The organism is Kitasatospora sp. GAS204B, from assembly GCF_029892155.1.
GTDB lineage: Bacteria > Actinomycetota > Actinomycetes > Streptomycetales > Streptomycetaceae > Kitasatospora.
Genome location: NZ_JARZAG010000006.1, coordinates 114,230 through 135,023, shown reverse-complemented (window position 1 = coordinate 135,023; position 20,794 = coordinate 114,230). Strand labels below are relative to the sequence as shown.

At 74.5% G+C, this 20,794-nt stretch carries 20 protein-coding genes and 1 pseudogene; 11 read left to right on the top strand and 10 right to left on the bottom strand.

All coding sequences use genetic code 11. The features are described 5' to 3' along the window. Positions 1–6: 6 nt before the first annotated feature. Positions 7–936 (bottom strand): pyridoxamine 5'-phosphate oxidase family protein, encoded by a 930-nt coding sequence (locus tag P3T41_RS10485; protein ID WP_280689388.1) that lies wholly within the window; start codon positions 934–936, stop codon positions 7–9. Positions 937–1,120: 184 nt separating this feature from the next. Here P3T41_RS10485 and P3T41_RS10480 point away from each other — a divergent pair, with 184 nt between their 5' ends. After that, positions 1,121–1,996, top strand: a complete 876-nt coding sequence (locus tag P3T41_RS10480) for a universal stress protein (RefSeq protein ID WP_280689387.1) — start codon at positions 1,121–1,123, stop codon at positions 1,994–1,996. A gap of 54 nt (positions 1,997–2,050) precedes the next feature. Here P3T41_RS10480 and ftsH read toward each other — a convergent pair whose 3' ends face one another. The 3 genes from ftsH to P3T41_RS10465 all read right to left on the bottom strand — a co-directional run bounded on the left by ftsH (position 2,051) and on the right by P3T41_RS10465 (position 7,032). After that, positions 2,051–4,033, bottom strand: coding sequence for an ATP-dependent zinc metalloprotease FtsH (ftsH, locus tag P3T41_RS10475; protein WP_280689386.1), 1,983 nt, complete (start codon positions 4,031–4,033; stop codon positions 2,051–2,053). Positions 4,034–4,218: 185 nt separating this feature from the next. After that, entirely contained in the window at positions 4,219–5,028 is an 810-nt protein-coding gene (locus P3T41_RS10470) for a hypothetical protein (protein WP_280689385.1), read from the bottom strand. 78 nt (positions 5,029–5,106) lie between these two features. Beyond that, entirely contained in the window at positions 5,107–7,032 is a 1,926-nt protein-coding gene (locus P3T41_RS10465) for a cholesterol oxidase substrate-binding domain-containing protein (RefSeq protein ID WP_280689384.1), read from the bottom strand. 213 nt (positions 7,033–7,245) lie between these two features. Here P3T41_RS10465 and P3T41_RS10460 point away from each other — a divergent pair, with 213 nt between their 5' ends. After that, positions 7,246–8,319 (top strand): NAD-dependent epimerase/dehydratase family protein, encoded by a 1,074-nt coding sequence (locus tag P3T41_RS10460; protein WP_280689382.1) that lies wholly within the window; start codon positions 7,246–7,248, stop codon positions 8,317–8,319. 94 nt (positions 8,320–8,413) lie between these two features. On the opposite strand, the gene P3T41_RS10455 is transcribed toward P3T41_RS10460, so the two are convergent. After that, complete coding sequence (locus P3T41_RS10455) at positions 8,414–9,589, bottom strand: HAMP domain-containing sensor histidine kinase (protein ID WP_280689381.1); 1,176 nt, start codon at positions 9,587–9,589, stop codon at positions 8,414–8,416. Beyond that, positions 9,586–10,362: a response regulator transcription factor gene (locus P3T41_RS10450; protein WP_280689380.1), complete on the bottom strand. Its 777-nt coding sequence runs from the start codon at positions 10,360–10,362 to the stop codon at positions 9,586–9,588. The genes P3T41_RS10455 and P3T41_RS10450 overlap by 4 nt, the downstream gene beginning before the upstream one ends. Positions 10,363–10,476: 114 nt before the next feature. Here P3T41_RS10450 and P3T41_RS10445 point away from each other — a divergent pair. The 4 genes and pseudogenes from P3T41_RS10445 to P3T41_RS10430 form a co-directional block, all read left to right on the top strand. Further along, positions 10,477–11,145 (top strand): annotated as a pseudogene (locus P3T41_RS10445) (glycosyltransferase family 2 protein); the annotation flags it as partial. Further along, positions 11,119–11,805: a DUF2064 domain-containing protein gene (locus tag P3T41_RS10440; protein ID WP_348533643.1), complete on the top strand. Its 687-nt coding sequence runs from the start codon at positions 11,119–11,121 to the stop codon at positions 11,803–11,805. The pseudogene P3T41_RS10445 and the gene P3T41_RS10440, both read left to right, overlap by 27 nt. Then, positions 11,805–12,473 (top strand): methyltransferase domain-containing protein, encoded by a 669-nt coding sequence (locus P3T41_RS10435; protein ID WP_280689379.1) that lies wholly within the window; start codon positions 11,805–11,807, stop codon positions 12,471–12,473. The genes P3T41_RS10440 and P3T41_RS10435 overlap by 1 nt, the downstream gene beginning before the upstream one ends. Before the next feature lie 154 nt (positions 12,474–12,627). Continuing rightward, positions 12,628–12,846, top strand: a complete 219-nt coding sequence (locus tag P3T41_RS10430; protein WP_280689378.1) for a dodecin — start codon at positions 12,628–12,630, stop codon at positions 12,844–12,846. On the opposite strand, the gene P3T41_RS10425 is transcribed toward P3T41_RS10430, so the two are convergent. After that, positions 12,809–14,227: a glycosyltransferase 87 family protein gene (locus P3T41_RS10425; protein ID WP_280689377.1), complete on the bottom strand. Its 1,419-nt coding sequence runs from the start codon at positions 14,225–14,227 to the stop codon at positions 12,809–12,811. The genes P3T41_RS10430 and P3T41_RS10425 overlap by 38 nt on opposite strands. Before the next feature lie 136 nt (positions 14,228–14,363). Between P3T41_RS10425 and P3T41_RS10420 the strand changes: the two genes are divergently transcribed. The 4 genes from P3T41_RS10420 to P3T41_RS10405 all read left to right on the top strand — a co-directional run bounded on the left by P3T41_RS10420 (position 14,364) and on the right by P3T41_RS10405 (position 16,591). Next, complete coding sequence (locus P3T41_RS10420; RefSeq protein WP_280689376.1) at positions 14,364–14,651, top strand: hypothetical protein; 288 nt, start codon at positions 14,364–14,366, stop codon at positions 14,649–14,651. Positions 14,652–14,785: 134 nt separating this feature from the next. Next, positions 14,786–14,995, top strand: coding sequence for a hypothetical protein (locus P3T41_RS10415; protein WP_280689375.1), 210 nt, complete (start codon positions 14,786–14,788; stop codon positions 14,993–14,995). A 70-nt stretch (positions 14,996–15,065) separates the two neighbouring features. Then, positions 15,066–16,178, top strand: coding sequence for a molybdopterin-dependent oxidoreductase (locus tag P3T41_RS10410; protein ID WP_280689374.1), 1,113 nt, complete (start codon positions 15,066–15,068; stop codon positions 16,176–16,178). After that, positions 16,178–16,591, top strand: coding sequence for a hypothetical protein (locus P3T41_RS10405; RefSeq protein WP_280689373.1), 414 nt, complete (start codon positions 16,178–16,180; stop codon positions 16,589–16,591). Before P3T41_RS10410 ends, P3T41_RS10405 begins: the two co-directional genes overlap by 1 nt. Positions 16,592–16,629: 38 nt before the next feature. Here the strand turns inward: P3T41_RS10405 and P3T41_RS10400 are convergent, their stop codons facing one another. Both P3T41_RS10400 and P3T41_RS10395 read right to left on the bottom strand, forming a co-directional pair. Then, complete coding sequence (locus tag P3T41_RS10400) at positions 16,630–17,493, bottom strand: S-methyl-5'-thioadenosine phosphorylase (protein ID WP_280689372.1); 864 nt, start codon at positions 17,491–17,493, stop codon at positions 16,630–16,632. A 111-nt stretch (positions 17,494–17,604) separates the two neighbouring features. Beyond that, positions 17,605–18,147, bottom strand: coding sequence for a DUF4383 domain-containing protein (locus tag P3T41_RS10395; protein WP_280689371.1), 543 nt, complete (start codon positions 18,145–18,147; stop codon positions 17,605–17,607). A gap of 235 nt (positions 18,148–18,382) precedes the next feature. Between P3T41_RS10395 and asnB the strand changes: the two genes are divergently transcribed. Then, positions 18,383–20,239 carry an asparagine synthase (glutamine-hydrolyzing) gene (gene asnB / locus P3T41_RS10390; protein WP_280689370.1) on the top strand — a complete coding sequence of 619 codons (1,857 nt, stop codon included), beginning with the start codon at positions 18,383–18,385 and terminating at the stop codon, positions 20,237–20,239. 71 nt (positions 20,240–20,310) lie between these two features. Here asnB and P3T41_RS10385 read toward each other — a convergent pair whose 3' ends face one another. Next, on the bottom strand, positions 20,311–20,508 hold the full coding sequence (locus P3T41_RS10385; RefSeq protein ID WP_280689369.1) for a hypothetical protein: 198 nt from the start codon (positions 20,506–20,508) through the stop codon (positions 20,311–20,313). Positions 20,509–20,794 lie beyond the last annotated feature (286 nt).

Here is a 20,794-nt window from a genome sequence, read left to right as displayed (position 1 = left end):
AGCCCGTCAGGTCCGGATGGAGCGGCCGCTGATCCGCTCGGGGTCCACCCGGATCCACACGTCGCGCTTGCCGCCGGGCCAGGGCGTGGGGCCCGCGCCCGCCGTCGAGCCGCCGGGCCGCTCGGCGTCGAAGATCTGCTCCGCCGAGCCGATCACCAGCACGCTCCAGCCCCGGCTCAGCGTCTCGTCCAGATGGTCGACCTCGAAGGCGATCCGCCGCCCCGCCGCGCGCGAGGGCGCGCTGCCTGCTGCTGTCCGGTAGAGGACGGCACCGTCCCGGACCCGGTAGTTCACCGGCAGCACGACCGGGCCCACCGGGGTGGAGTACGCGATCCGGCCGATGCCGTGGTCCGAGAGGTGGGCCCAGCAGTCGGCCGGGTCGAGCTCCTCCAGGTGTGGCCGGTCGGCGGGCTCGGCGCGCCCCGGCGGCAGCTCCAGGCCGCCGCTGCCGAGCAGTTCGGACTCGGAGGTTTCCAGCGCACCGGCGAGCCGCAGCAGGGTGCCGGGGTCGAGTTCGGCGGGTCGGGTCTCCAGGTACTCCAGGTAGCTGGGGGCCATGCCCGCGCGTTCGGCGGCCTCCGCACGGCTGAGCCCGAGCTCCTCGCGCCGCTGCGTCAGCCGGCGGCCCACGTCGCCCGGGCCCGACTCGGCCGCCACCGGCGGTGCCTCGGGAAGCCACGCCGGGTGCCCGGGGGGTGGTGCGGCCGACGCCCGGTCGGGGTCGGGGGTCGGGAGTTCGGCGTCCACCCACAGGTCGATCGAGCGGGCGGTGTGCTCGGCGCCGTGCGGCACCGCGCGCCGGGCCGCCTCGATCGCGTCCGGCCTGGACATCCCCTCCCGCTCCATGAGCCCGACGGCGCACTTGGCCAGTTCCGCCAGTTCCTCGCCCATGACCCGCTCGGTGCCGGTGGTTCGACCCGGCGTGTTCTGCGACATGGTCCCTCCTGCTGCCTGGCGCCACTGTCCGGGCGGTGGGATCAGGCCCACCTCTGTCAGCATCCCTCACCCGGCGCCGCCGGGCGCGGGATGCCACGGGCCCCGTGCGAACCGCGCGGCGCGCGTGGATTCTGGTACGGAGGCGTCGGTATCCGCGCCGACCGCTCTGGTTGGGAGAGCCATCGTGCATCGATCGATCGTCGCCGGACTCGACGGGTCCGCCGAGAGCCTTGCGGCGGCGCACTGGGCCGCCCGCGAGGCTCGACGCAGCGGGCGTCCCCTGACGCTCGTCCAGGTGTGGCCGCCACGGATCCTCGGCAAACCGGCCGACCAGGACGCCAAGGACCAGGGGCAGCGGCTGCTGGACGACGTGGCGGCGGAGCTCCGCGCCGGGCATCCCGAGGCGGAGATCACCGCGACCCAGGTCCTCGACGACCGGCCCTCCGCGGTGCTGACCGCGGCGTCCGGGCAGGCCGGCCTGCTGGTCCTCGGCTCGCGCGGCCTCAGCGGTCTGCGCGGCTTCCTGCTCGGCTCGGTGAGCCAGAGCGTGCTCGGCCAGGCCGGCTGTCCCGTGGTGCTGGTCCGTGCGGGTGGCGAAGGGCCCGACGGTCGGCCGGCGGGCCCGGACGACGAGCGGCCGGTGGCCCTCGGCGTGGACTTCGGCCGCCCGTGCGACGCCGCCGTCCGGTTCGCCTTCGAGGCCGCCGCCGAGCGCTCGGTGGGCCTGCACGCGGTGCACGCGTGGAGCCCGGTGGCCAGCTACGGGCCCTCGGCGTTCCCGGTGGCCATGGACCTCAACACGCAGCTGACGGAGGCCGAGACGCAGGCCCTGGCGGACCTGATGCGGCCCTGGCGGGAGAAGTACCCGCAGGTCGAGGTCGTGGAGCAGGTCCTGCTCGGCAGCGCCGGGTGGGCGCTGCTGGAGGCGGTGCCGCACGCCGGCCTGGTGGTCATCGGCCGGCATCCCCGGCAGCTGCCGGTCGGCGAGCACCTGGGACCGGTCGCCCACGCCGTGGTCCACCACGCGCCCTGCCCCGTCGCGGTGGTGCCCTGCGGCTGACCCGGCCCGCGAGCGCCGGCCGGGACAGCGCGACGGCCGCGCACGAAGCCGGCGTCAGCTTTCGCTCCGGCCGCCGGCCTGCGGCGGCTCAGCGGCCGGCGGGGGCTCAGCGGCCGGCTGGGGCTCAGCGGCCGGCGGCCGTTCCTGGCGCAGGATCTCCAGCACCAGCCTGCCGTCCACCGTCTCCTCGGCGACCAGCAGCTCGGCCAGCCGGTCCAGCGCCGGGCGGTGGGCGCGCAGCAGGGTACTGCTGCGGTCGGCGGCCTCCCGGAGCAGCCGGGCGACCTCCTCGTCCACCCGCCGCTGGGTCTGCTCGGCGTACGGCCGGCCGAGCAGGTCCTCCGGGCCCTCACCGAGGTGGTGCGGCACCTGGGAGGCGTAGCCGACCGGTCCCAGCACGGCGGAGAGGCCGAACTCGCGCACCATCCGGGTGGCGATCTGGGTGGCGCCGGCCAGGTCGTCGGCCGCGCCGGTCGAGCCCTCGCCGAAGACGACGAGTTCGGCGGCCCGGCCGGCGAGCCGCACCGTGAGCAGGTCGGTGAGGTAGCTCTCGCTGTACAGGTGCCGTTCGGCCTCGGGGAGTTGCTCGGTGACGCCGAGGGTCATGCCGGAGGGCAGGATGGTGACCTTGGCCACCGGGTCCGCGTGCTCGCAGAGCGCGGCGGCCAGGGCGTGCCCGGACTCGTGCACGGCGACCGCGCGGCGCTCGTCGGGGAGCAGCGCGTTGGAGGACTCCCGGCGCCCGAGCAGCACCCGGTCCCGGGCGGTGTCCAGGTCCCCGGCGGTGATGGTGATGCGGTCGGCGCGCACGGCGTTGATCGCGGCCTCGTTGACCAGGTTGGCGAGGTCGGCCCCGGAGAAGCCGGGCGTGCCACGGGCGACGACGTCCAGGTCGACGTCCGGCGCCAGGTTCTTGCCGCGCACGTGGACGGCCAGGATCGCCGCCCGCTCGGCCTGGTTGGGCAGCGGCACGGTGACCTGGCGGTCGAAGCGGCCGGGGCGCAACAGGGCCGGGTCGAGCGACTCGGGCCGGTTGGTGGCGGCCAGTACGACGATTCCGGTGCTCTGGTCGAAGCCGTCCATCTCGGCGAGCAGTTGGTTGAGGGTCTGCTCGCGTTCGTCGTTGCCGCCGAGCCTGGTGGTGCCGCCGCGCCGGGCGCCGACGGCGTCGATCTCGTCGATGAAGATGATCGACGGCGCCCGCTTGCGCGCCTCGTCGAACAGATCGCGGACCCGGGAGGCGCCGACGCCGACGAACATCTCGACGAACCCCGAGCCGGTCACCGAGAGGAACGGCACGGCGGCCTCGCCGGCGACCGCGCGGGCCAGCAGGGTCTTGCCGGTGCCGGGCGGCCCGACCATGATCACGCCGCGTGGTCCCTTGGCGCCGACCACGAGGTAGCGCCCGGGGTTGCGCAGGTAGTCGACGATCTCGCTGACCTCCTGCTTGACGCCCTGGTAGCCCGCGACGTCGTCGAATCCGGTGCTGGGCCGCTCTGCCTCGATGATCTTCGCGCGCGAGCGGCCGATCGTGCTCAGCCCGCCGGTCAGCGACTTCGCCGCCCGGCGGCCGGACCACAGGAGGAAGCCCACGATCAGGATCAGCGGGAGGAAGAGGAAGAGCACGGAGAGGACGGAACTTCCGCTGCTGCTCTGGGTGCCGGTGATCTGCACGTGCTCGGACTGGAGTTGCTGGGTGACCTGGGTGGTGTCGAGCGCGGTCGGCAGCTGGCTGGTGAACTTCTTGCCGTCCTTGAGGTTCCCGCTCACCGCACCCTTGTCGTTGATGCTGACCGACTGCACCTGGCCCGAGGTCACCTGGCCGACGAAGTCGGTGTAGGAGTACGAGGTGGTGGCGGGGCCGGTCGTGGTGCGGGAGAAGACGATCAGCAGCACCGTGATGGCCGCGGCCAGCGGCAGCAGCCACCGGGTCCAGCTGGGCCTCGGCGGCGGTGTGGAGGTCGGCGGCTGGCGCGTCGGACCCGGATCGGGGTTGCCCGCCCGGTGCCGGTGGGGCAGGCGCACTCGCGTGATCACCGCAGCCGACCTCCTTCCGCCAGCTCTGGAACCTGGATGGCTCACCTCACCTGGCTCGTCGCAGCCGGCTCCTCGCTCACGGACGGCGAAAACCTGCCGCTTCTCACGCTACGACCGTGACGTCCCGGACGGCGGATGAGCGGGACGCCGAGGCCGACCGCGACCAGTGCGCCCCCGTGCGGCGGTCACTGCAGGATGTTGACCGCCCGGGCGACCACCAGCACCACGGTGAGCAGTGAGACCGCGCTCTGCAGCATCATCAACAGCTTGGCCCAGAGCGAGAGCGGCATGGTGTCGGTCGGGCTGAAGGCGGTGGCGTTGGTGTAGGCCACGTAGAGGTAGTCGAGGAAACCGGGCTCCCAGTCGGCCGGGGCCACACCCTGCTGCTGCATCTGCGGGAAGAGGAAGTCGGGGTAGTCGGCGGTGGCACGAGCTCGGGCGCCCGGGCCGCCGCGGTCCCACTCCCAGTACCAGAGGGCGAAGGCGATCACGTTGGTCGCCCAGACCGCGCCGCCGGTGCCGAGCAGCGCGAGCGCGCCGGTGCCACCGCCGCCGTGCACCAGGTCGTGGACCAGTTTCACCGCCGACCAGCCGTTGGTCAGGCTGATCGCCGCCGCCAGCGCGAGGCTGAGCGCGCGCAGCAGGCGCGAGCTGCGGTCGATGCGGCGGTGCGGGTTCATCGCGGCCAACGCGACCAGCAGGCTGACCTCGAGGGCCGGCATCATCCAGCGCGGGTGGATGCTGAGCCGAGCGGGCAGGAAGAGTTGCAGGGCGACCGCGATCAGGATCACCACGGTCACCGCCCACCGCTGCTCGGTCTCGGTCTCGGTGTTCCAGACCGGCTTCGGCCGGGTCGGCGGCGCCGCGACTGCGCCGGTGTCGCTCTGGTCGGGACCGGCACCGCCGACCAGCAGGGCCTCGATCCGATCGAGGCGGCTGTGCAGCAGTTCGGTCAGGTCGTGCGGGGTACTGCCGGGGGGATGCTCGGTACTCATGGCGGACATTGTGCTCGGTCCCCGCCGGCGGTCCGCAGGTGGCAGGCCTGCAGCGGCAGCCGGGTGAGCCGCCGAAGGTCAGCGCAGCAGTTGGTCCAGGAACGCGTTGCCGAACACCCGGGCCGGGTCGTACCGGTCGAGGGTGGCGACGGCGGTGTCCCAGCCCGGCCCGCCGCCGGCGCGGTAACTGTCGGGGATGACCCGGCCGAGCACGTCGGGGTCGGCCCAGGTGGCGTCGGCGGTGTAGGCCCAACCCTTGGACCACTCCATGCGCAGGGCCGCGCGGGTGCCGTCGAAGGTGCTGAGCAGCAGCTGTTCGAGGTCGCGGCCGAACTGGTGCAGGCCGGGGGTGCCGGGCAGGGTGAGGACGTCGAACCAGACGGCGCAGTCCCACTCGGGGTGGTCCGGGCGGGCCCGGATGGCGGAGAGCAGCGGCGCCTGGGCGCCGGGGACACCGCAGGTGGACGGGTCCTCCAGGCCGGTGACGCGGATCTCGACGGCGCCGTTGATCGGGAACTGGCCGCGCGCCTGGTACTGCGTCAGCAGCGTCTGGTAGCCGCTGGTGACCTGGTTGACCACCCACTGGACGTCCGCCCGGCGGGCCAGCACGGCGTAACCGTTGGCGGTCATCCGCAGCGTGGTGGGCCGGACGTAGTGCAGCAGGGTGCGGGACGGCCCCCAGAGGTCGGAGTGCAGGCCGCCGGCCAGCAGGTGGGTGACCACGTCGAGGCTGAGCAGGTCCTGCAGCAGGGTGCCGGAGAGCAGCACGTCGGTGACGTCGCCGGTCAGGCCCAGTGCGGCGATCAGGTACTGGAGTCGGCCGAAGGTGGGGGCCAACGCCCAGGAACCGCTGGCCAGTTCGCCGGCCAGGGTGGCGACCGGGGTCGGCAGGCTGTCCGAGAAGGGGTAGTTGTAGGGCTGGGTGACGGCGCGGGAGGAGAGCGGCTGTTCGGGGGTGACGGACCAGGACTTGAGCCAGGGGAACTCGGTGAAGGCGAACCAGATGGCCTCCACCCGCCCGCTCTGCTCCATGAAGTCGGCCAGACCCTGGCCGCCGGTGGCGCCGGGCGCGGCGAACAGCCGGCTGGCCGGGACGTCGATCCGGCTGAGGCAGCGCAGGTTCTGGTCGACGCCGACCCGCAGCACCGCCTCGGTGACGAACGAGCGGCCGAGGTGGACCAGGAAGGCGGCGGCGTCGGGGTCGCTGCGGTCGAAGGTGCGCAGCGCGTACCGGCCGGCACTCTCGTCCCAGACCACGGCGGTGAGTTCGGTGACCAGGTTGCTGACCGAGCCGTAGCCGTGGCCAGCCGGTGTGCTCTCACCGACGACGGGGACGGCGGTGCCGTGGCCGCCGATGGCGAGCACGCCGCCGAGCGTCACGTCGCCCGGGGCCGGGCAGTGCGTGACGCCGAGGCCGCGCCCTTCCAGTTCGGTCAGCAGGCTCTCCAGGTCGGCACCGGCCTGGGCACGCACGGCCGGCGCGTCGGCGGTGCCGGCGGGGCTGATCGCGGTCAGGTGGGCGGTGGTGTCGACCAGCAGCACGGCGGTGCTCGCCGGGGTGCCGTCGGCGACGGTGAGCGGGGCCCAGGTGTGCCGGTAGCCCTGGGCGCGCAGCCGCCAGCCCTGCGCGTGCGCCCAGTTGGCGAGGGTGACCACGTCGTCGGGGGTGTGCGGGGTGCAGGTCCACAGCTGGTCGGCGTGGATCTCGCCGGCCCAGTTCTCGTACGCCTGCCGGTAGAGCTCGATCCCGGCGGGGAAGGCGGGCGGGGTCGCGAGTGCGGCAACGGCGGCCGCGCCCGTGGGTCCGTCGGCCCCGGCGGCCTCGGCACCGTCCGGGGTGAGGACCGCGCGCAGCAGCCAGGCGGCGCCGCCGAGCGCGGCGGAGCCGGCCAGCAGCCGGCGGCGGGTCAGGCCGCGTTCTGCTCGGCCCGGTAACTCGGCTGACGTGGCGTCATGGTCCGGCGAGTTCAGCGGGTCAAGCGAGTTCAGCGGATCGGTGGCCATCGGGCCCTCCCTGTCGGTCCTGTCGGTGTGCGAGGCAGGCTGACGCTAGGGGAAGCGGCGGGCGCCGGTCGGCGATCGGCGCTCAACCACCAGTTCGAGTGAACCCATCGGCAACCGGGAACTTTTCGGCCACCGGACCGGACGGCTTACGGGAGTCTGACGGTGCGCGCCCGAAGGCCCGGCGGCGCCGGTGCGGCCGCTAGCGTCGAGGCCATGGAGATTCTGCTGACCGGCGGTGCCGGATTCATCGGCTCGGCGGTGGCCGACCGCCTGGTGCGGGCCGGACACCGGGTGCGGGTGCTGGACGCGCTGCTGCCCGCCGTCCACCCGGACGGCCTGGCCGGCGTCACGCTGCCGGCCGAGGTGGAGTTCGTCCACGGCGACGTCCGCGACCCGGCGACGGTGGAGCAGGCGCTACGCGGCGTGGACGCGGTCTGCCACCAGGCGGCGATGGTCGGCCTCGGGCTCGACCTGGACGACGCGCCCGACTACGTGAGTTGCAACGAGCTGGGCACGGCCGTGCTGCTGGCGGCGATGGCCCGTGGCGGGGTGCGCCGGCTGGTGCTGGCCGGATCGATGGTGGTCTACGGCGAGGGGCGCTACGAATGCGCCGAGCACGGCCCGGTGTTGCCCGGGCCGCGGGCCGAACGCGAGCTGCGGGCAGGCCGGTTCGAGCCGCCCTGCCCGCACTGCGGCGCCGCGCTGCGCCCGGGACTGGCCGGCGAGCAGGCACCACCCGACCCGCGCAACGTCTACGCGGTGACCAAGCTGGCCCAGGAGCAGCTGGCCGCCGCCTGGGCCCGTGCCTGCGGCGGCCGGGTGATCTCGCTGCGCTACCACAACGTGTACGGCCCCGGGATGCCGCGCGACACGCCGTACGCGGGGGTGGCCTCGATCTTCCGCTCCGCGCTCGCCGCGGGCCGGCCGCCGCGGGTCTTCGAGGACGGCGGGCAGCGGCGCGACTTCGTCCACGTCCGCGATGTGGCCGCCGCCAACGAACTGGCCCTGCGGGCGGTCGGGGAGCGCCCGGCGGGCAGCTCGCGGGTCTACAACACCGGCAGCGGCACGGTGCACACGGTCGGCGACCTGGCCGCCGCGCTGGCCGCCGCCTGCGGCGGCCCGGCACCGGTGGTGACCGGCGAGTACCGGCTGGGCGACGTGCGGCACATCACCGCGGACTCCGGCCTGCTGCGCGCCGAGCTGGGGTGGCGGCCGGCGGTGTGCTTCGAGGACGGGGTGGCGCAGTTCGCGGCAGCGGCGCTGCGTGGCGCCGCGCGCCTGCCGTGATCTGACGGATCATCGGGTCTGTCGCACCGTCAACTCCCGTGCGCGGCAGGGTGGTCGATCCAGCCCTGCCGCCGCACCGGTGTGCCGGACCGGCTCAGGAGGCGACCGGGGTCCGCGCCGCCGGCAGCGCGATCTCGAAGCAGCAGCCGCCGTTCACGTTGTAGACCGAGGCCCGCCCCTCGTGCGCCTCCACGATGCCGCGCACGATCGCCAGGCCCAGCCCGGCCCCGGTGTCCCCGTGGTGCTGGACCGCCCCGCCGCCGGCCGCCGGGTCGCGCACCGGCCTGGGGGTGCGGGCTTTGCCGCCGCGCCAGCCGGTCTCGAAGACCCGGGCCAGGTCCGCCTCCGGGATCCCGCCGCAGCCGTCGGTGACCGAGAGCACCACATGGCCGTCGCGCTGCCGGGCGGCCACCGCCACCACGCCGTCGGCGGGCGTCGAGCGGATCGCGTTGATCAGCAGGTTGCCGAGCACCCGGGTGATCTCCCGGCCGTCCACCTCGACCGGGGCGGGCTCGACCCGGTCCCCGCTCAGGCGCACCCCGCGCTCGCGGGCCAGCGGGTAGGCGCCCGCTATCGCGTCGCCCACCAGGTCGTAGACCGAGACCCGGGCGAGGCTGAGGGTCAGCGCGCCGGCCTGGATCCGGGAGAGCTCGAACAGGTCGTCGACCATCCCGGTGAGCCGGTCCACCTCGGTCCGGATCTGGCGGTGGTAGCGGGCCGGCTCGTCAGCGACGCCGTCCTCCAGCGCCTCGGCCATCGCGCGCAGGCCCGCCAGCGGGGTGCGCAGGTCGTGCGAGATCCAGGCGATCAGCTCGCGCCGGGACGACTCCAGCGCCTGTTCGCGCTGCCGGGACTCGGCCAACCTGGCGCTGGTGGCGGCCAGTTCGGCAGTCAGCTCGGCGAGCTCGGTGCCCAGCGGGCCGACCGGCGCGGCGAAGCCGTCCGCGCTGCCGACGGTCCGCGCGGCGCGCGTCACCGCCCGGCTGCCGGCCACCACCTGCCGGCCCAGCAGGGCGGCCATCACCAGCGAGACCACCGCGGCCATGCAGGTCACGGTGATCACCACGCCGAGGTCGTGGTGGGAGAGGAACATCGCCTGGGCGACCGCGAGCGTGCCGGCGGTCATCGCGAGCACGGTGACCACGGTCACCGCGAAGAGCGAGAGCGCCACCGAGCGGCGGCGCAGCAGCCGCACGGCGGGCCAGCCGAGCATTCCGGCCACGCCCGCGCCCAGGGCGGCGAAGAGGGCGATCAGCAGCAGGTCCTTCATGCCGCCCCGTCCTTCGCGATCGCGCCGTCGGCAGCGTTGTCGGTCACAGCTGCCGGGGTGCTGTCCGCGGCCGCCGGATCGAACCGGTAGCCGACTCCCCAGACCGTGCTGATCAGCACCGGCGCCGCAGGATCGTCCTCGACCTTCTCGCGCAGCCGCCGCACGTGCACGGTGACGGTGGACAGGTCGCCGAAGTCCCACCCCCACACCTTCTGCATCAGCTCCTCCCGGCCGAAGGCCTGCCCCGGGTGCTTGGCGAAGAAGGTCAGAAGGTCGAACTCCCGCTGGGTCAGCGCGAGTTCACGGTCGCCTCGGAAGGCCCGGCGGGCCTGCTGATCCAGCGTCAGATCACCCGCCCGGACCGGTCCGCGACCGGCGCCCTGGCTGGGCGCGCCGTGCCGGCGCAGCACCGCCTGGATCCGCAACACCAGCTCGCGCGGGCTGAACGGCTTGGTGACGTAGTCGTCGGCCCCCAGCTCCAGGCCCAGGATCCGCTCCGACTCCTCGCCCTTCGCGGTGAGCATCACCACCGCGGGGCCGCCGCCGTCCACCCGGAGCCGGCGGCAGACCTCCAGGCCGTCCAGCTCGGGCAGCATCAGGTCGAGCACCACCAGATCGGGGCGCCCCTGCGCGGCCTGCACCAGCGCGGCGCGGCCGTCGGCGGCCCGGTCGACGCGGTAGCCGGCCCGCTGCAGGTAGCCGACGACCACCTCGGCGACGGTCGGGTCGTCGTCGACCACCAGGATCCGGGCGGGTGGGGAAGTCTCTGTCACGCCTCCGAGGATAGGGACCCGCCGCACCATCCCGAGCCCGGGGTGTGCGGCCGTAGGACTTCCGTAAGGCCGCGCCACCTGCTGCGGCGGCCCCGCGCTGCCTAGCGTGGGAGCGTGAACCTCCCCCCTTCTTCTGTCGATGTGGTGCTGCCCTGCCTGGACGAGGCGGCGGCGCTGCCCTGGGTGTTGAGCCGGATCCCGACCGGCTGGCGGGCGCTGGTCGTGGACAACGGCTCCAGCGACGGCTCGGCCGAGCTGGCCCGCGAGCTGGGCGCGCAGGTGGTCAGCGAGCCGCGCCGCGGCTTCGGCGCCGCCTGCCACGCCGGACTGCTGGCGGCCACCGCCGAGCTGGTCTGCTTCCTGGACTGCGACGGCTCGCTCGACCCGGCCCAGCTGCACCGGGTGGTCGATCCGGTGCTGGCCGGCCGGGCGGACCTGGTGCTCGGCCGCCGCCGACCGACCGCACGCGGCGCCTGGCCGCCGCACGCCCGGCTCGCCAACACGCTGCTCAGCGCCCGGCTGCGAGCCCGCACCGGCGCGCCGCTGCACGACCTCGGCCCGATGCGCGCGGCCCGCCGCACCCGCCTGCTGGCGCTGGGCCTGGGCGACCGCCGCTCGGGCTACCCGCTGGAGATGGTGCTGACGGCGGGCGCGGCCGGGCTGCGGATCGCCGAGGTGGACGTGGACTACCACCCGCGCGCCGGGCGCTCCAAGGTGACCGGCACGGTGCGCGGCACCCGGCAGGCCATCGCCGACATGCGCGCGGTGCTGGCCGCGCCGCCGCCCACCCTGCTGGTGATCGCCAAGGCGCCGCTGCCCGGCCGGGTGAAGACCCGGCTCTGCCCGCCGTGCACCCCGCAGCAGGCGGCCGAGCTGGCCCGGGCCGCGCTCGCGGACACCCTGCGCACGCTGGACACGGTGCCGGCCGGACGCCGCATGCTGGTGCTGGACGGCCCCACCGAGGCCGTCGCCGACCTGCTGCCGCCCGGCTGGCAGGTCCTGCCGCAGTGCGGCGGCGGGCTGGACGAGCGGCTGGTGGCCGCCTTCGGACACGCCCCGCCCGGGGCACCCGCGCTGCTGGTCGGCATGGACACCCCGCAACTGCGCGCCGAGACCCTCGCGCAACCGCTGTCGGCGGCTGCGCGCAGCGGGGCGGACGCCTGGTTCGGCCCGGCGGCCGACGGCGGGTTCTGGGCGCTCGGGCTGGCGCGGCCGAGCCAGGCGCTGGCCCGGCAGCTGCTGCTCGGCGTGCCGATGTCGACCGAACGGACCGGGGCGGCGCTGCTGGCGCGACTGGCCGAGGCCGAGCTGACGGTACGTCAACTACCGGAGCTGACCGACGTGGACACCGCCGCCGATGCCGCGGCGGTGTCGGCACTGGACCCGCACGGAGCCTTCGCCGCGAGCTGGCGCAGCGTCAGCAGGACGGCAGAGGTCGCCTGATGACGGACCTTCAGGTCAGGCAGCGCCCCTGGTGCGACGATCCGTTCGCCGAGGCGATGCGGACCGGGCGCGGCCCGCTCTGGCTGCGCCGCGCGGACGGCGGTCGGCACCCGCTGGAGGTGGAGCGCTGGTGCGCGCCGCCGGACGCCGCCGACCGGGGGCTGCTGCTGCGCTGCCTGGCGGCGGGCCGCCCGGTGCTGGACATCGGCTGCGGCCCGGGGCGCCTGGTCACCGAACTGCTGGCGGCCGGCCTGCCCGCGCTCGGCGTCGACCTGACCGGCGCGGCGGTGGCCCGCACCCGGGACCTGGGCGGCGCCGCGCTCTGCCGCTCGGTCTTCGACCGGCTGCCCGCCGAGGGCCGCTGGGGCACCGCGCTGCTGGCCGACGGCAACCTCGGCATCGGCGGCGACCCGGCCGCGCTGCTGACCCGGGTCGGCGAACTGCTCGCCCCGGACGGCCTGCTGCTCGCCGAGGTGGAACCCGGCGCGGTGGACGAGCGGGTGATGGTCCGGGTGGAGGACGCGGCGGGCGGCAGCGGGCCGCCGTTCCACTGGGCCCGGCTGGGCACCGCCGCCACGCTGCGGTACGCCGCGGGCGCGGGGCTGGTCGAGGAGGAGCGGTGGAGCTCGGCGGGGCGCTGCTTCGTCGCGCTACGACGCGCGGAGTGACGCAGACGGGCGGGCGCCCGGAGTGAGGTGCGCGGCGGGCCCCCGGGACGGGCGGCCCGCCGCGCGAGGCGGTGCGCGATGCGTCACGGTGGAGGAGAAGGACAGCTGCGCCCGCGCCGCTGCACCCAGCCCACCGCAGCCCACGGAGGCCACCATGACCAACCACACCTACCGGGTGACCGAGATCGTCGGTTCCTCTCCCGAGGGGACCGACGCCGCGATCCGCAACGCCCTGGCCCGCGCGGCGCAGACCCTGCGCAACATCGACTGGTTCGAGGTCGAGCAGGTGCGCGGGCACGTGGAGGACGGTCGGATCGGGCACTTCCAGGTGACCGTCAAGGTCGGCTTCCGACTGGAGGACGCGCCGTCCTGACGTACCGTCGCAGCACCGCCCCGGCCGGCGGAAGCGCCGTCCCGACGTACCGTCGCAGCACCGCCCCGGCCAGCACCAGGCCCAGCGCCGCCCCGTAGGCGGGCAGCTGGGCCTGACCGCCGTAGAGGTAGGGCAGCTGTCCGGCGGCCGGCACGGCCAGCCACTCCCACCGGCCGTCCAGCCCGACCAGCGCCACCACCAGCAGCCCGTACCACGGGTAGTCGGGCGTCAGCGCGAGCAGCGCCGTCCCGCTGACCAGCAGCGCGCCGCGCCACGGCCGCGCCGGGTCGCCCCAGCGCAGCACGGCCAGCGCCGCGACCAGGATCGCGAGCAGTGCGCCGAGGGCCGCCAGCGAGTCCGGCAGCAGCACCCGCAGCAGCCCGTAGCGGTTCACCGAGCCCTGGTCGTAGCCCTCCTCGTGCAGGTAGCCGGGCAGGAAGCCGAGCACCTTGCGGCCGGAGAGCAGCAGGTAGGGCAGGTAGCCGAGGGCGAAGACGCCGGCGGCGGCCAGCGGCAGCAGCGCGTCGCGCCGGCTCGGGCGACGGCTCAGCAGCCCGGCCATCGCCCCGGGCAGCACCAGCGCCGGGATCAGCTTGACCGCCGCCGCCCCGCCCAGCGCCGCTCCCCCGGCCACCGCCCGGCCCCGGACCGCGAGCGCCAGACCGGCGACCGTCAGCAGCGCGCCGAGCGCGTCCACGTGCGCGTCGTTCACCGCCCACACCGCCACCCCGGGGAACCAGCCCCAGAGCGCCGCCTGCCGTCGCCGCTCGGGCGGCAGGACGAACAGCAGCAGCGCGGTGGTGGCGACCGCCAGCAGCGCTCCGCCGGCCTGGGCCGCGCGCACCCCGTGCCCGTGCTCCACCAGGTGCAGGCCGAGGAACCAGAACTCGGCGACCGGCGGGTAGATGGTGGGCACGCCAGGGCGGTTGACGTGGCTGCAGAAGCCGCCCGGGGCGCGGCGCAGGTCCCAGCCGACGCAGTCGCCGGACGGCGGGAAGAGCGCGGGCGCCTGGACGCGCAGCCCGGCCAACTGCGGCGCGTCGGGCGGATAGTCGTACGGGGAGTGGCCGGCCGCCTGCACCTGGCCGTCCCACAGGTAGCGGTAGGCGTCGTCGCTGGTGCGCGGCGCCGCGAGCAGGCCGCTGGCGGCTACGGCCACCGCTCCCGCCAGCACCACGGCGGGCAGCAGCCGGGCCGGCACCAGCCGCAGCGCGAGGATCGCCACGGCGAAGAGCGCGAGGTCGATCGGGTACCAGAGGGTGAGCGGCGCGCGGTGGCCGAGGGTACCGCCGGTGGTGAAGGTGAGCGCGAGGGCGACGGTCAGCGCGGCCACGGCGGCAAGCGCGGGGAGCGTGAGCCAGGGGGAACGGGGAGCGGGCACAGCGTCACCCTGCCACCCGTGATCGGCGGGCGGGGTGTTCGCCCGGGAACCGTAGGACTTCCGTAAGAGGGTCCTACGGGTCACCGGGCCGCGCTCCGGGCCGGTGTGTGTGCGGCCGCCGCCGTAGCCTGGACTCATGAGGAGCTACCACGGCCCGGCCGTCGTGAGGCAGGGCGGCGTGGAGATCGCGGTCGACGCGCACCTGTACGCCATGCATCCCGAGAACGACCTGTGGAGTTGGCGCGGCACCATCCGCCCCAGCACCGAGCACCCCGAGGAGGATGCCCGGCTCTGGGCGCTGTCACGCAACCAGCCCGGCGTCCTGCGACCGCACGGCGGCCGGGACGGACACTTCCTCACCACCGGGCATCCGGTCGGCGAGCTGCGGCTGGAGATCAAGGGCGGCGGCGTCGAGCCGTTCTGAGCGCCCTCGCCCCTCCGGGTCTCCCCCGGCGGGGAGTCGAGTTGAGCCGCAGGGCAAGGTGGCGGCGCACCGTGATCAGCTGACCGACGGATCTCCGGTGGCGGACCATGGCACCGGCTTGAAGAATCGGGGTCATGGCAAGCCTCGAGGCGAACCCCGGCATAGTCCATCTGGTCCACCGGCCGGAGTACGCGAGCCCTGGTCTGCTGCTCGGCGAGCCGGTCGAGGGCAGCATCCGTGTCGACGGCGTCGGGTGGGTGCATGTCGCCCGGGAGGACGGGTCCCGGGTGTCGTTCCCGCCGCATGCCGTTGCGCGCATCGACTGGGTCAAGCCCGCCGACTAGGTCCTGTCGTAGGACTTCCGTAAGCACGTCGCACCGACCACGGGAGCCCGATCGGCGATTGCATGTGGGCATGGATCTGCTCCGACGCCCGCCACTACCGACCTTCCGGTCCGCCCTGCACGAGCCCCGCACCGCCGTGGTGATCGGCCGTTGGCTCGGGGCCGCGCTGCTCACCTGCTTCCTCACCGGCCTGCTCAGCCACCTGCTCCAGCAGCCGCCCGGCTGGCTGCGCGACCACCTGCCCAGCCGCCCCGTCGACGGCTACCGGGTCACCCAGGGCCTACACGTGATCAGCGGCATCGCCGCGATCCCGCTGCTCGGCGCCAAGCTCTGGACGGTGTACCCCAAGCTCTTCGAGTGGCCGCCGGTGCGCAGCGTGCCGCACGCGCTGGAGCGGCTGAGCATCGCCGTGCTGGTCGGCTCGATGCTGCTGGAGCTGTTCACGGGTCTGCTCAACACGCTCCAGTGGTACCCGTGGCCGTTCCCGTTCCGACAGACGCACTTCTGGCTGGCCTGGCTCGCGGTCGGCGGGCTGCTGCTGCACATCGCGGCCAAGGCCCCGCTGATCGCCGCGCACTGGCGGCGCGTCAGGCCCGGCCTGGCCCAGCGCCGGAGCTTCCTCACCGCGGTCACCGTCTCGGTCGGCGTGGTCACCCTCACCACCGCCGGGCAGAGCGTCCCGTGGCTGCGCACCCTGGACCTGTTCGCCCCGCGCCGCCCCGACATCGGCCCGCAGGGCCTGCCGGTCAACCGCACCGCCGCGCAGGCCGGCACCACCACCGCCCCCGCCGACTGGCAGTTGCGGGTGGACGGCCCGCGCCCGCTCCGCTTCTCGCTCGCCGAGCTGTCGCAACTCCCGCAGTTCTCGGCCGACTTGCCGATTGCCTGCGTGGAGGGGTGGAGTGCCGGTGCCCGCTGGACCGGCGTCCGGGTCCGCGACCTGCTGGACCTGGCGGGCGCCCCCGCCGGCGCCGGGCTCCGGGTCACCTCGCTGGAGGCCGACGGCCCGTACCGGGTGATGGAGATGCCCTCCAGCTACGCCCACGACCCGCTGACCCTGCTCGCCCTGCGGGTCAACGGCGAGGTGCTGGACCCCGACCACGGCTACCCGGCGCGGATCATCGCGCCCAACCGCCCCGGCGTCCTGCAGACCAAGTGGGTCACCCGGATCGAGGTCATCTGATGCGTACCTTCCGCGCCCTGCTCATCGTGGCCGGCCTGGCCCTGACCGGCTTCGGCCTCTACGGGGTGCTCACCGACCACTACATCGACTTCGCCGACCACCCGTTCGACGTGCTGCGCTGGGCGGTCGGCGGGCTGCTGCTGCACGACGGCCTGTGGCTCCCGCTGGTCTGCCTGGCCGGCCTCGCGGTCGCCCGCAGCACCCCGGTCCGCACCGGCCTGATCGTGGCCGCGGCCGTCACGGCGGTCGCCCTGCCGGCCGTCCTGCGCGCCGGCCAGCACAACGGCAACCCGACCGTGCTGCCACTGCCCTACCTGCGCAACTGGCTGCTCGTCCTGGCCGCCATCGCCGTCCTCACCACCATCTGGACGGTCCTCGCCCGCCGGCGCCGGCGCGCGGGCGAGCATCCCTGACACCGATCCGCGGGGGCCGGCGCCGGCCCCCGCTGGTTTCAGGCACCGACTCCCGGCAGCCCGGTGGCCATGCCGTCCAGGGCGTGCGAGCAGACGCAGTCCCGGGTCGTCGGCAACCCCGCCACGGCCTCGAAGAGCACCTCGCGCAGCCGGTCGACGTTGCGCGCGAAGACCTCCAGGACCTCGGCGTGGGTGACGCCCTCGCCGGACTCGACGCCCGCGTCCAGGTCGGTGACCAGCGCCAACGAGGTGTAGCAGAGGCCCAGTTCGCGGGCCAGCACGGCCTCGGGGTGGCCGGTCATGCCGACCACCGACCAGCCGTTGGCGCTGAACCAGCGCGATTCCGCGCGGGTGGAGAAGCGCGGGCCCTCGATCACCACCAGGGTGCCGCCGTCCACCGGTTCCCAGGCCAGCGTCCGGGCGGCGGCCAGCGCGGCGGCCCGGCCCGGCGGGCAGTAGGGGTCGGCGACCGAGACGTGCACCACCTCGGGCACCGTGCCGTCCGGCAGCGGCAGGCCGTCGTAGTAGGTCTGCACCCGGCCCGAGGTGCGGTCGACGAACTGGTCGGGGACCAGCAGCGTGCCTGGCCCGTACGCCTGGCGCAGGCCGCCGACCGCGCAGGGCGCCACCACCTGGCGCACGCCGAGCGCGTGCAGCGCCCACAGGTTGGCGCGGTAGTTGATCCGGTGCGGCGGCAGCCGGTGGCCGCGCCCGTGCCGGGGCAGGAAGGCGACCCGGCGCCCGGCGATCGCGCCGAGGAAGAGCGAGTCGCTGGGCGCTCCGTACGGCGTTTCCACGGTGACCTCGGTGACCTCGTCCAGCAACGCGTAGAGACCCGACCCGCCGATCACCCCGATCTCGGCCGACGCCTCGACCACGTTCCCCATCGCGCTGCTCGTCATGACGAAAGCCCCTCCGCTCGGTGCCGGCGACGCGCTCGACGCGCCCACCGGCACCTTACGAGGGGCCCGGCCCCGTTGCGGCTCACTGCTCCTTACCGAATGCGAACGGTCTCAGTGGTGCACCGTCGGTCGCAGCACCTGCTTGAAGGCGGGCACGTGCCAGCGGCCCGCGATCTCCTCCTCGGGCTGCTGCTCGCCGCTGTGGCGCTGCTGCCAGTACGGGTTGTCGTGCGGCAGGTGGCCGCTGACTCTGCCGTACATGCCGAAGGTGGCGATCACCAGCCCGAACGCGAAGCTGAAGATCACGTTGGCCAGCCGGAAGGCCAGGTGGTTCCAGGAACTGTCGAGCGCGATCAGCCCGACGAATCCGGCCAGGAAGAAGATCGTGCCGACCGTCATGTTGAGCCAGGAGGCGAAGTTGCCGCCGATCACGGCGCCGATCACCAGCACGCCGCCGAAGACGATGGACAGCACGCCGAGCGCGCCGTTGCTCGACAGTCCGGCGAGGTTCTTGCCGTGGGTGGAGAGGTAGCCGGCGTTGCCGGCCGCGCCGAAGCAGCCCCAGATCAGCAGCAGCAGTCCACCGAGGCCGGCGCCGTAGCGGTAGACCTGGGCAAGCCGGTGGTCGGTGGGAAGCTCGTCCTTGAGTCTCATGACAACCTCCACGGGTCAGCGGAGCCGACGCGAATGCCCGTTCGGCACTCCCGATCCACGCTACGCCCGCCCCTGCGTGGTACGCCCGCCCAGCAACTCCCGCCTCGCACAGCCACACTGCTCATCCCGATCTCGGCCAATTCCGGTCTGCTCATGGCGCGTGCACGCCATCCGGGCGTAGCGTCACGAACCGCTCACTGAACGAAGCGGCACGATCAGCGAGGAGGCACTGCGCATGTGCGGGATAGCCGGTTGGGTGGCGTTCGACCAGGATCTGACCGCTCGGCAGGAGGTGCTGGCCGCGATGACCGAGACGATGGCCTGCCGCGGCCCGGACGCGGGCGGCGTCTGGGTGACGACGCACGCGGGTCTCGGGCACCGCCGGCTGGCCGTGATCGACATCGAGGGCGACACCCAGCCGATGACGGTCGAGCAGGACGGCCGGCCGCTGGTCACCCTGACCTACAGCGGCGAGGTCTACAACCACCTGGAGCTGCGCACCGAGTTGGCGGCGTACGGCCACCGGTTCCGCACCCACAGCGACACCGAGGTGGTGCTGCACGCCTACCTGCGCTGGGGCGTCGACTTCGCCACCCACCTCAACGGGATGTTCGCCTTCGCCCTCTGGGACGCCCGCAGCGAGGAGTTGCTACTGGTCCGCGACCGGATGGGCGTCAAACCGCTGTACTACCACCGGACCGCGGACGGCGTGCTCTTCGGCTCCGAGCCGAAGGCGATCCTGGCGCACCCGTCGGTGGACCCGGTGGTCGACCTGGACGGCCTGCGCGAGCTGCTGACGCTGGTCCGGACACCCGGCCACGCGGTCTACCGGGGCATGGCCGAGGTGCGCCCCGGACACCTGCTGCGGATCCGCCGCGAGGGCCTGACGGACCATCAGTACTGGGCGCTGGAGGCCCGCGAGCACACCGACGACCTGGCCACCACCATCGGCACCGTCCGCGAGCTGCTGGACGACATCGTGCGCCGGCAGCTGATCTCCGACGTGCCGCTCTGCTCGCTGCTCTCCGGCGGCCTGGACTCCTCCGCGGTCACCGCGCTGGCGGCGCGCGGGCTGGCGGCCGCCGGCAAGGGTCCGGTGCGCTCGTTCTCGGTGGACTTCGTCGGGCAGACCGAGAACTTCCGCCCCGACGAGTTCCGCCCCACCCCCGACAGCCCGTTCGCGCACCTGCTGGCCGAGCACGTGGCGGCCGAGCACCGCGACATCGTGCTGGACGCCGCCGCGCTCGCCGACCCGCGGCACCGCGAGGCGGTGCTGCGCGCGGCCGACCTGCCGACCGGCCTCGGCGACATGGACACCTCGCTCTACCTGCTGTTCCGGGAGATCCGCCGGCACTCCACGGTGGCGCTCTCCGGCGAGTCGGCGGACGAGCTGTTCGGCGGCTACGCCTGGTTCCACCAGCGCGAGTCGGTGTACGGCGGCACCTTCCCCTGGCTCGCCGCCGCCGCGGTGCAGCGGCTCGGCGGGCCCGGCACCGCCCCGCGCGACAGCCTGCTCGATCCGGATCTGATCGCCCGGCTCGACCTGCCGGTCTACATCGCCGACAGCTACGCCGCCGCGCTCGCCGAGGTGCCGCAGCTGCCGGTGGCGGATCCGCACGAGCGGCGGATGCGGGAGGTCGGCCACCTGCACCTGACCCGGTTCGTCCGGGCCCTGCTGGACCGCAAGGACCGGATGAGCATGGCCAACGGCCTGGAGGTACGGGTGCCGTTCTGCGACCACCGGCTGGTGGAGTACGTGTTCAACACCCCGTGGTCGATGAAGAACTTCGACGGGCGGGAGAAGAGCCTGCTGCGGGCGGCGACCGCCGAGGTGCTGCCCAGGGAGATCACCGAGCGGGTGAAGAGCCCCTACCCGAGCACCCAGGATCCCGGCTACCCGCTGGCGCTGCGCGCGGAGCTGGCCGCGCTGGCCGCCGATCCGAAGGCACCGGGGCAGGCGCTGGCCGACCCGGCGGCGGTGGCCGCCGCGCTGGAGGCGGGTCGCGATCCGCAGTCGGCCCGGCCGGCGGCCGAGCTGCTGCTGGGGCTCGACCGGTGGCTGCGGCTCTACCCGGTCTCGCTGCGGGTCTGAGGCCGGCCGCGGCGCTCAGCTGCGGCGACGCGGCGACGCGCTGACCGGCGGCAACCCCCGTGTGCCGCCGATCAGCGCGGGTACTCGTCGTCGTCGACCGGGACCTGGCGGGTCTGCTCGAAAGCGTCGCCCACATCGGCGGCGGCGGCCAGCGGCAGATCGCGCCGCGGGGAGAGCTGCTCGTCCGCGCCGGACTCCAGGTCCTCCGGGTCCTGCAGATCCTCCGGGTCCAGCGCGTCGACGACGAATTCTGCGGCGTTGTCGGTCATGACCTCACCCCTCACGGCTCCGGGGCCCCGACGGCCCCTGCTGTCCCCAACACTTACCCGACGGGCGGCGCCTCACTCGGCACCCGCGCCCGCCCGCGCGTCGGCGTGCTGCACCGGGAGTTGTACCAGGCATTGTGCTGGGGCCTGGGCGGACAAGGCCTGGGGCCGTGCCGGGTCAGGTCCAGGCGGTGTCGCGGCCGCGCCGCACCAGGGCACGGCGGTCGGTGGACGGCGTGGCGGAGGACGGCTGGAGAGCCATCGGCGGTTCCTTCCCTGGTACGGCGGG

Bases quoted from the DNA above. Each gene is read 5' to 3' on its own strand.
- P3T41_RS10460 (WP_280689382.1), top strand. From the start codon at position 7,246: ATGGAGATTCTGCTGACCGGCGGTGCCGGATTCATCGGCTCGGCGGTG.
- asnB (WP_280689370.1), top strand. From the start codon at position 18,383: ATGTGCGGGATAGCCGGTTGGGTGGCGTTCGACCAGGATCTGACCGCT.
- P3T41_RS10410 (WP_280689374.1), top strand. From the start codon at position 15,066: ATGGATCTGCTCCGACGCCCGCCACTACCGACCTTCCGGTCCGCCCTG.
- P3T41_RS10465 (WP_280689384.1), bottom strand. From the start codon at position 7,032: ATGGCCACCGATCCGCTGAACTCGCTTGACCCGCTGAACTCGCCGGAC.
- P3T41_RS10395 (WP_280689371.1), bottom strand. From the start codon at position 18,147: ATGAGACTCAAGGACGAGCTTCCCACCGACCACCGGCTTGCCCAGGTC.
- P3T41_RS10470 (WP_280689385.1), bottom strand. From the start codon at position 5,028: ATGAGTACCGAGCATCCCCCCGGCAGTACCCCGCACGACCTGACCGAA.
- P3T41_RS10440 (WP_348533643.1), top strand. From the start codon at position 11,119: ATGCGCGCGGTGCTGGCCGCGCCGCCGCCCACCCTGCTGGTGATCGCC.
- P3T41_RS10430 (WP_280689378.1), top strand. From the start codon at position 12,628: ATGACCAACCACACCTACCGGGTGACCGAGATCGTCGGTTCCTCTCCC.
- P3T41_RS10485 (WP_280689388.1), bottom strand. From the start codon at position 936: ATGTCGCAGAACACGCCGGGTCGAACCACCGGCACCGAGCGGGTCATG.
- P3T41_RS10455 (WP_280689381.1), bottom strand. From the start codon at position 9,589: ATGAAGGACCTGCTGCTGATCGCCCTCTTCGCCGCCCTGGGCGCGGGC.
- P3T41_RS10435 (WP_280689379.1), top strand. From the start codon at position 11,805: ATGACGGACCTTCAGGTCAGGCAGCGCCCCTGGTGCGACGATCCGTTC.
- P3T41_RS10405 (WP_280689373.1), top strand. From the start codon at position 16,178: ATGCGTACCTTCCGCGCCCTGCTCATCGTGGCCGGCCTGGCCCTGACC.
- P3T41_RS10415 (WP_280689375.1), top strand. From the start codon at position 14,786: ATGGCAAGCCTCGAGGCGAACCCCGGCATAGTCCATCTGGTCCACCGG.
- P3T41_RS10400 (WP_280689372.1), bottom strand. From the start codon at position 17,493: ATGACGAGCAGCGCGATGGGGAACGTGGTCGAGGCGTCGGCCGAGATC.
- P3T41_RS10420 (WP_280689376.1), top strand. From the start codon at position 14,364: ATGAGGAGCTACCACGGCCCGGCCGTCGTGAGGCAGGGCGGCGTGGAG.
- P3T41_RS10385 (WP_280689369.1), bottom strand. From the start codon at position 20,508: ATGACCGACAACGCCGCAGAATTCGTCGTCGACGCGCTGGACCCGGAG.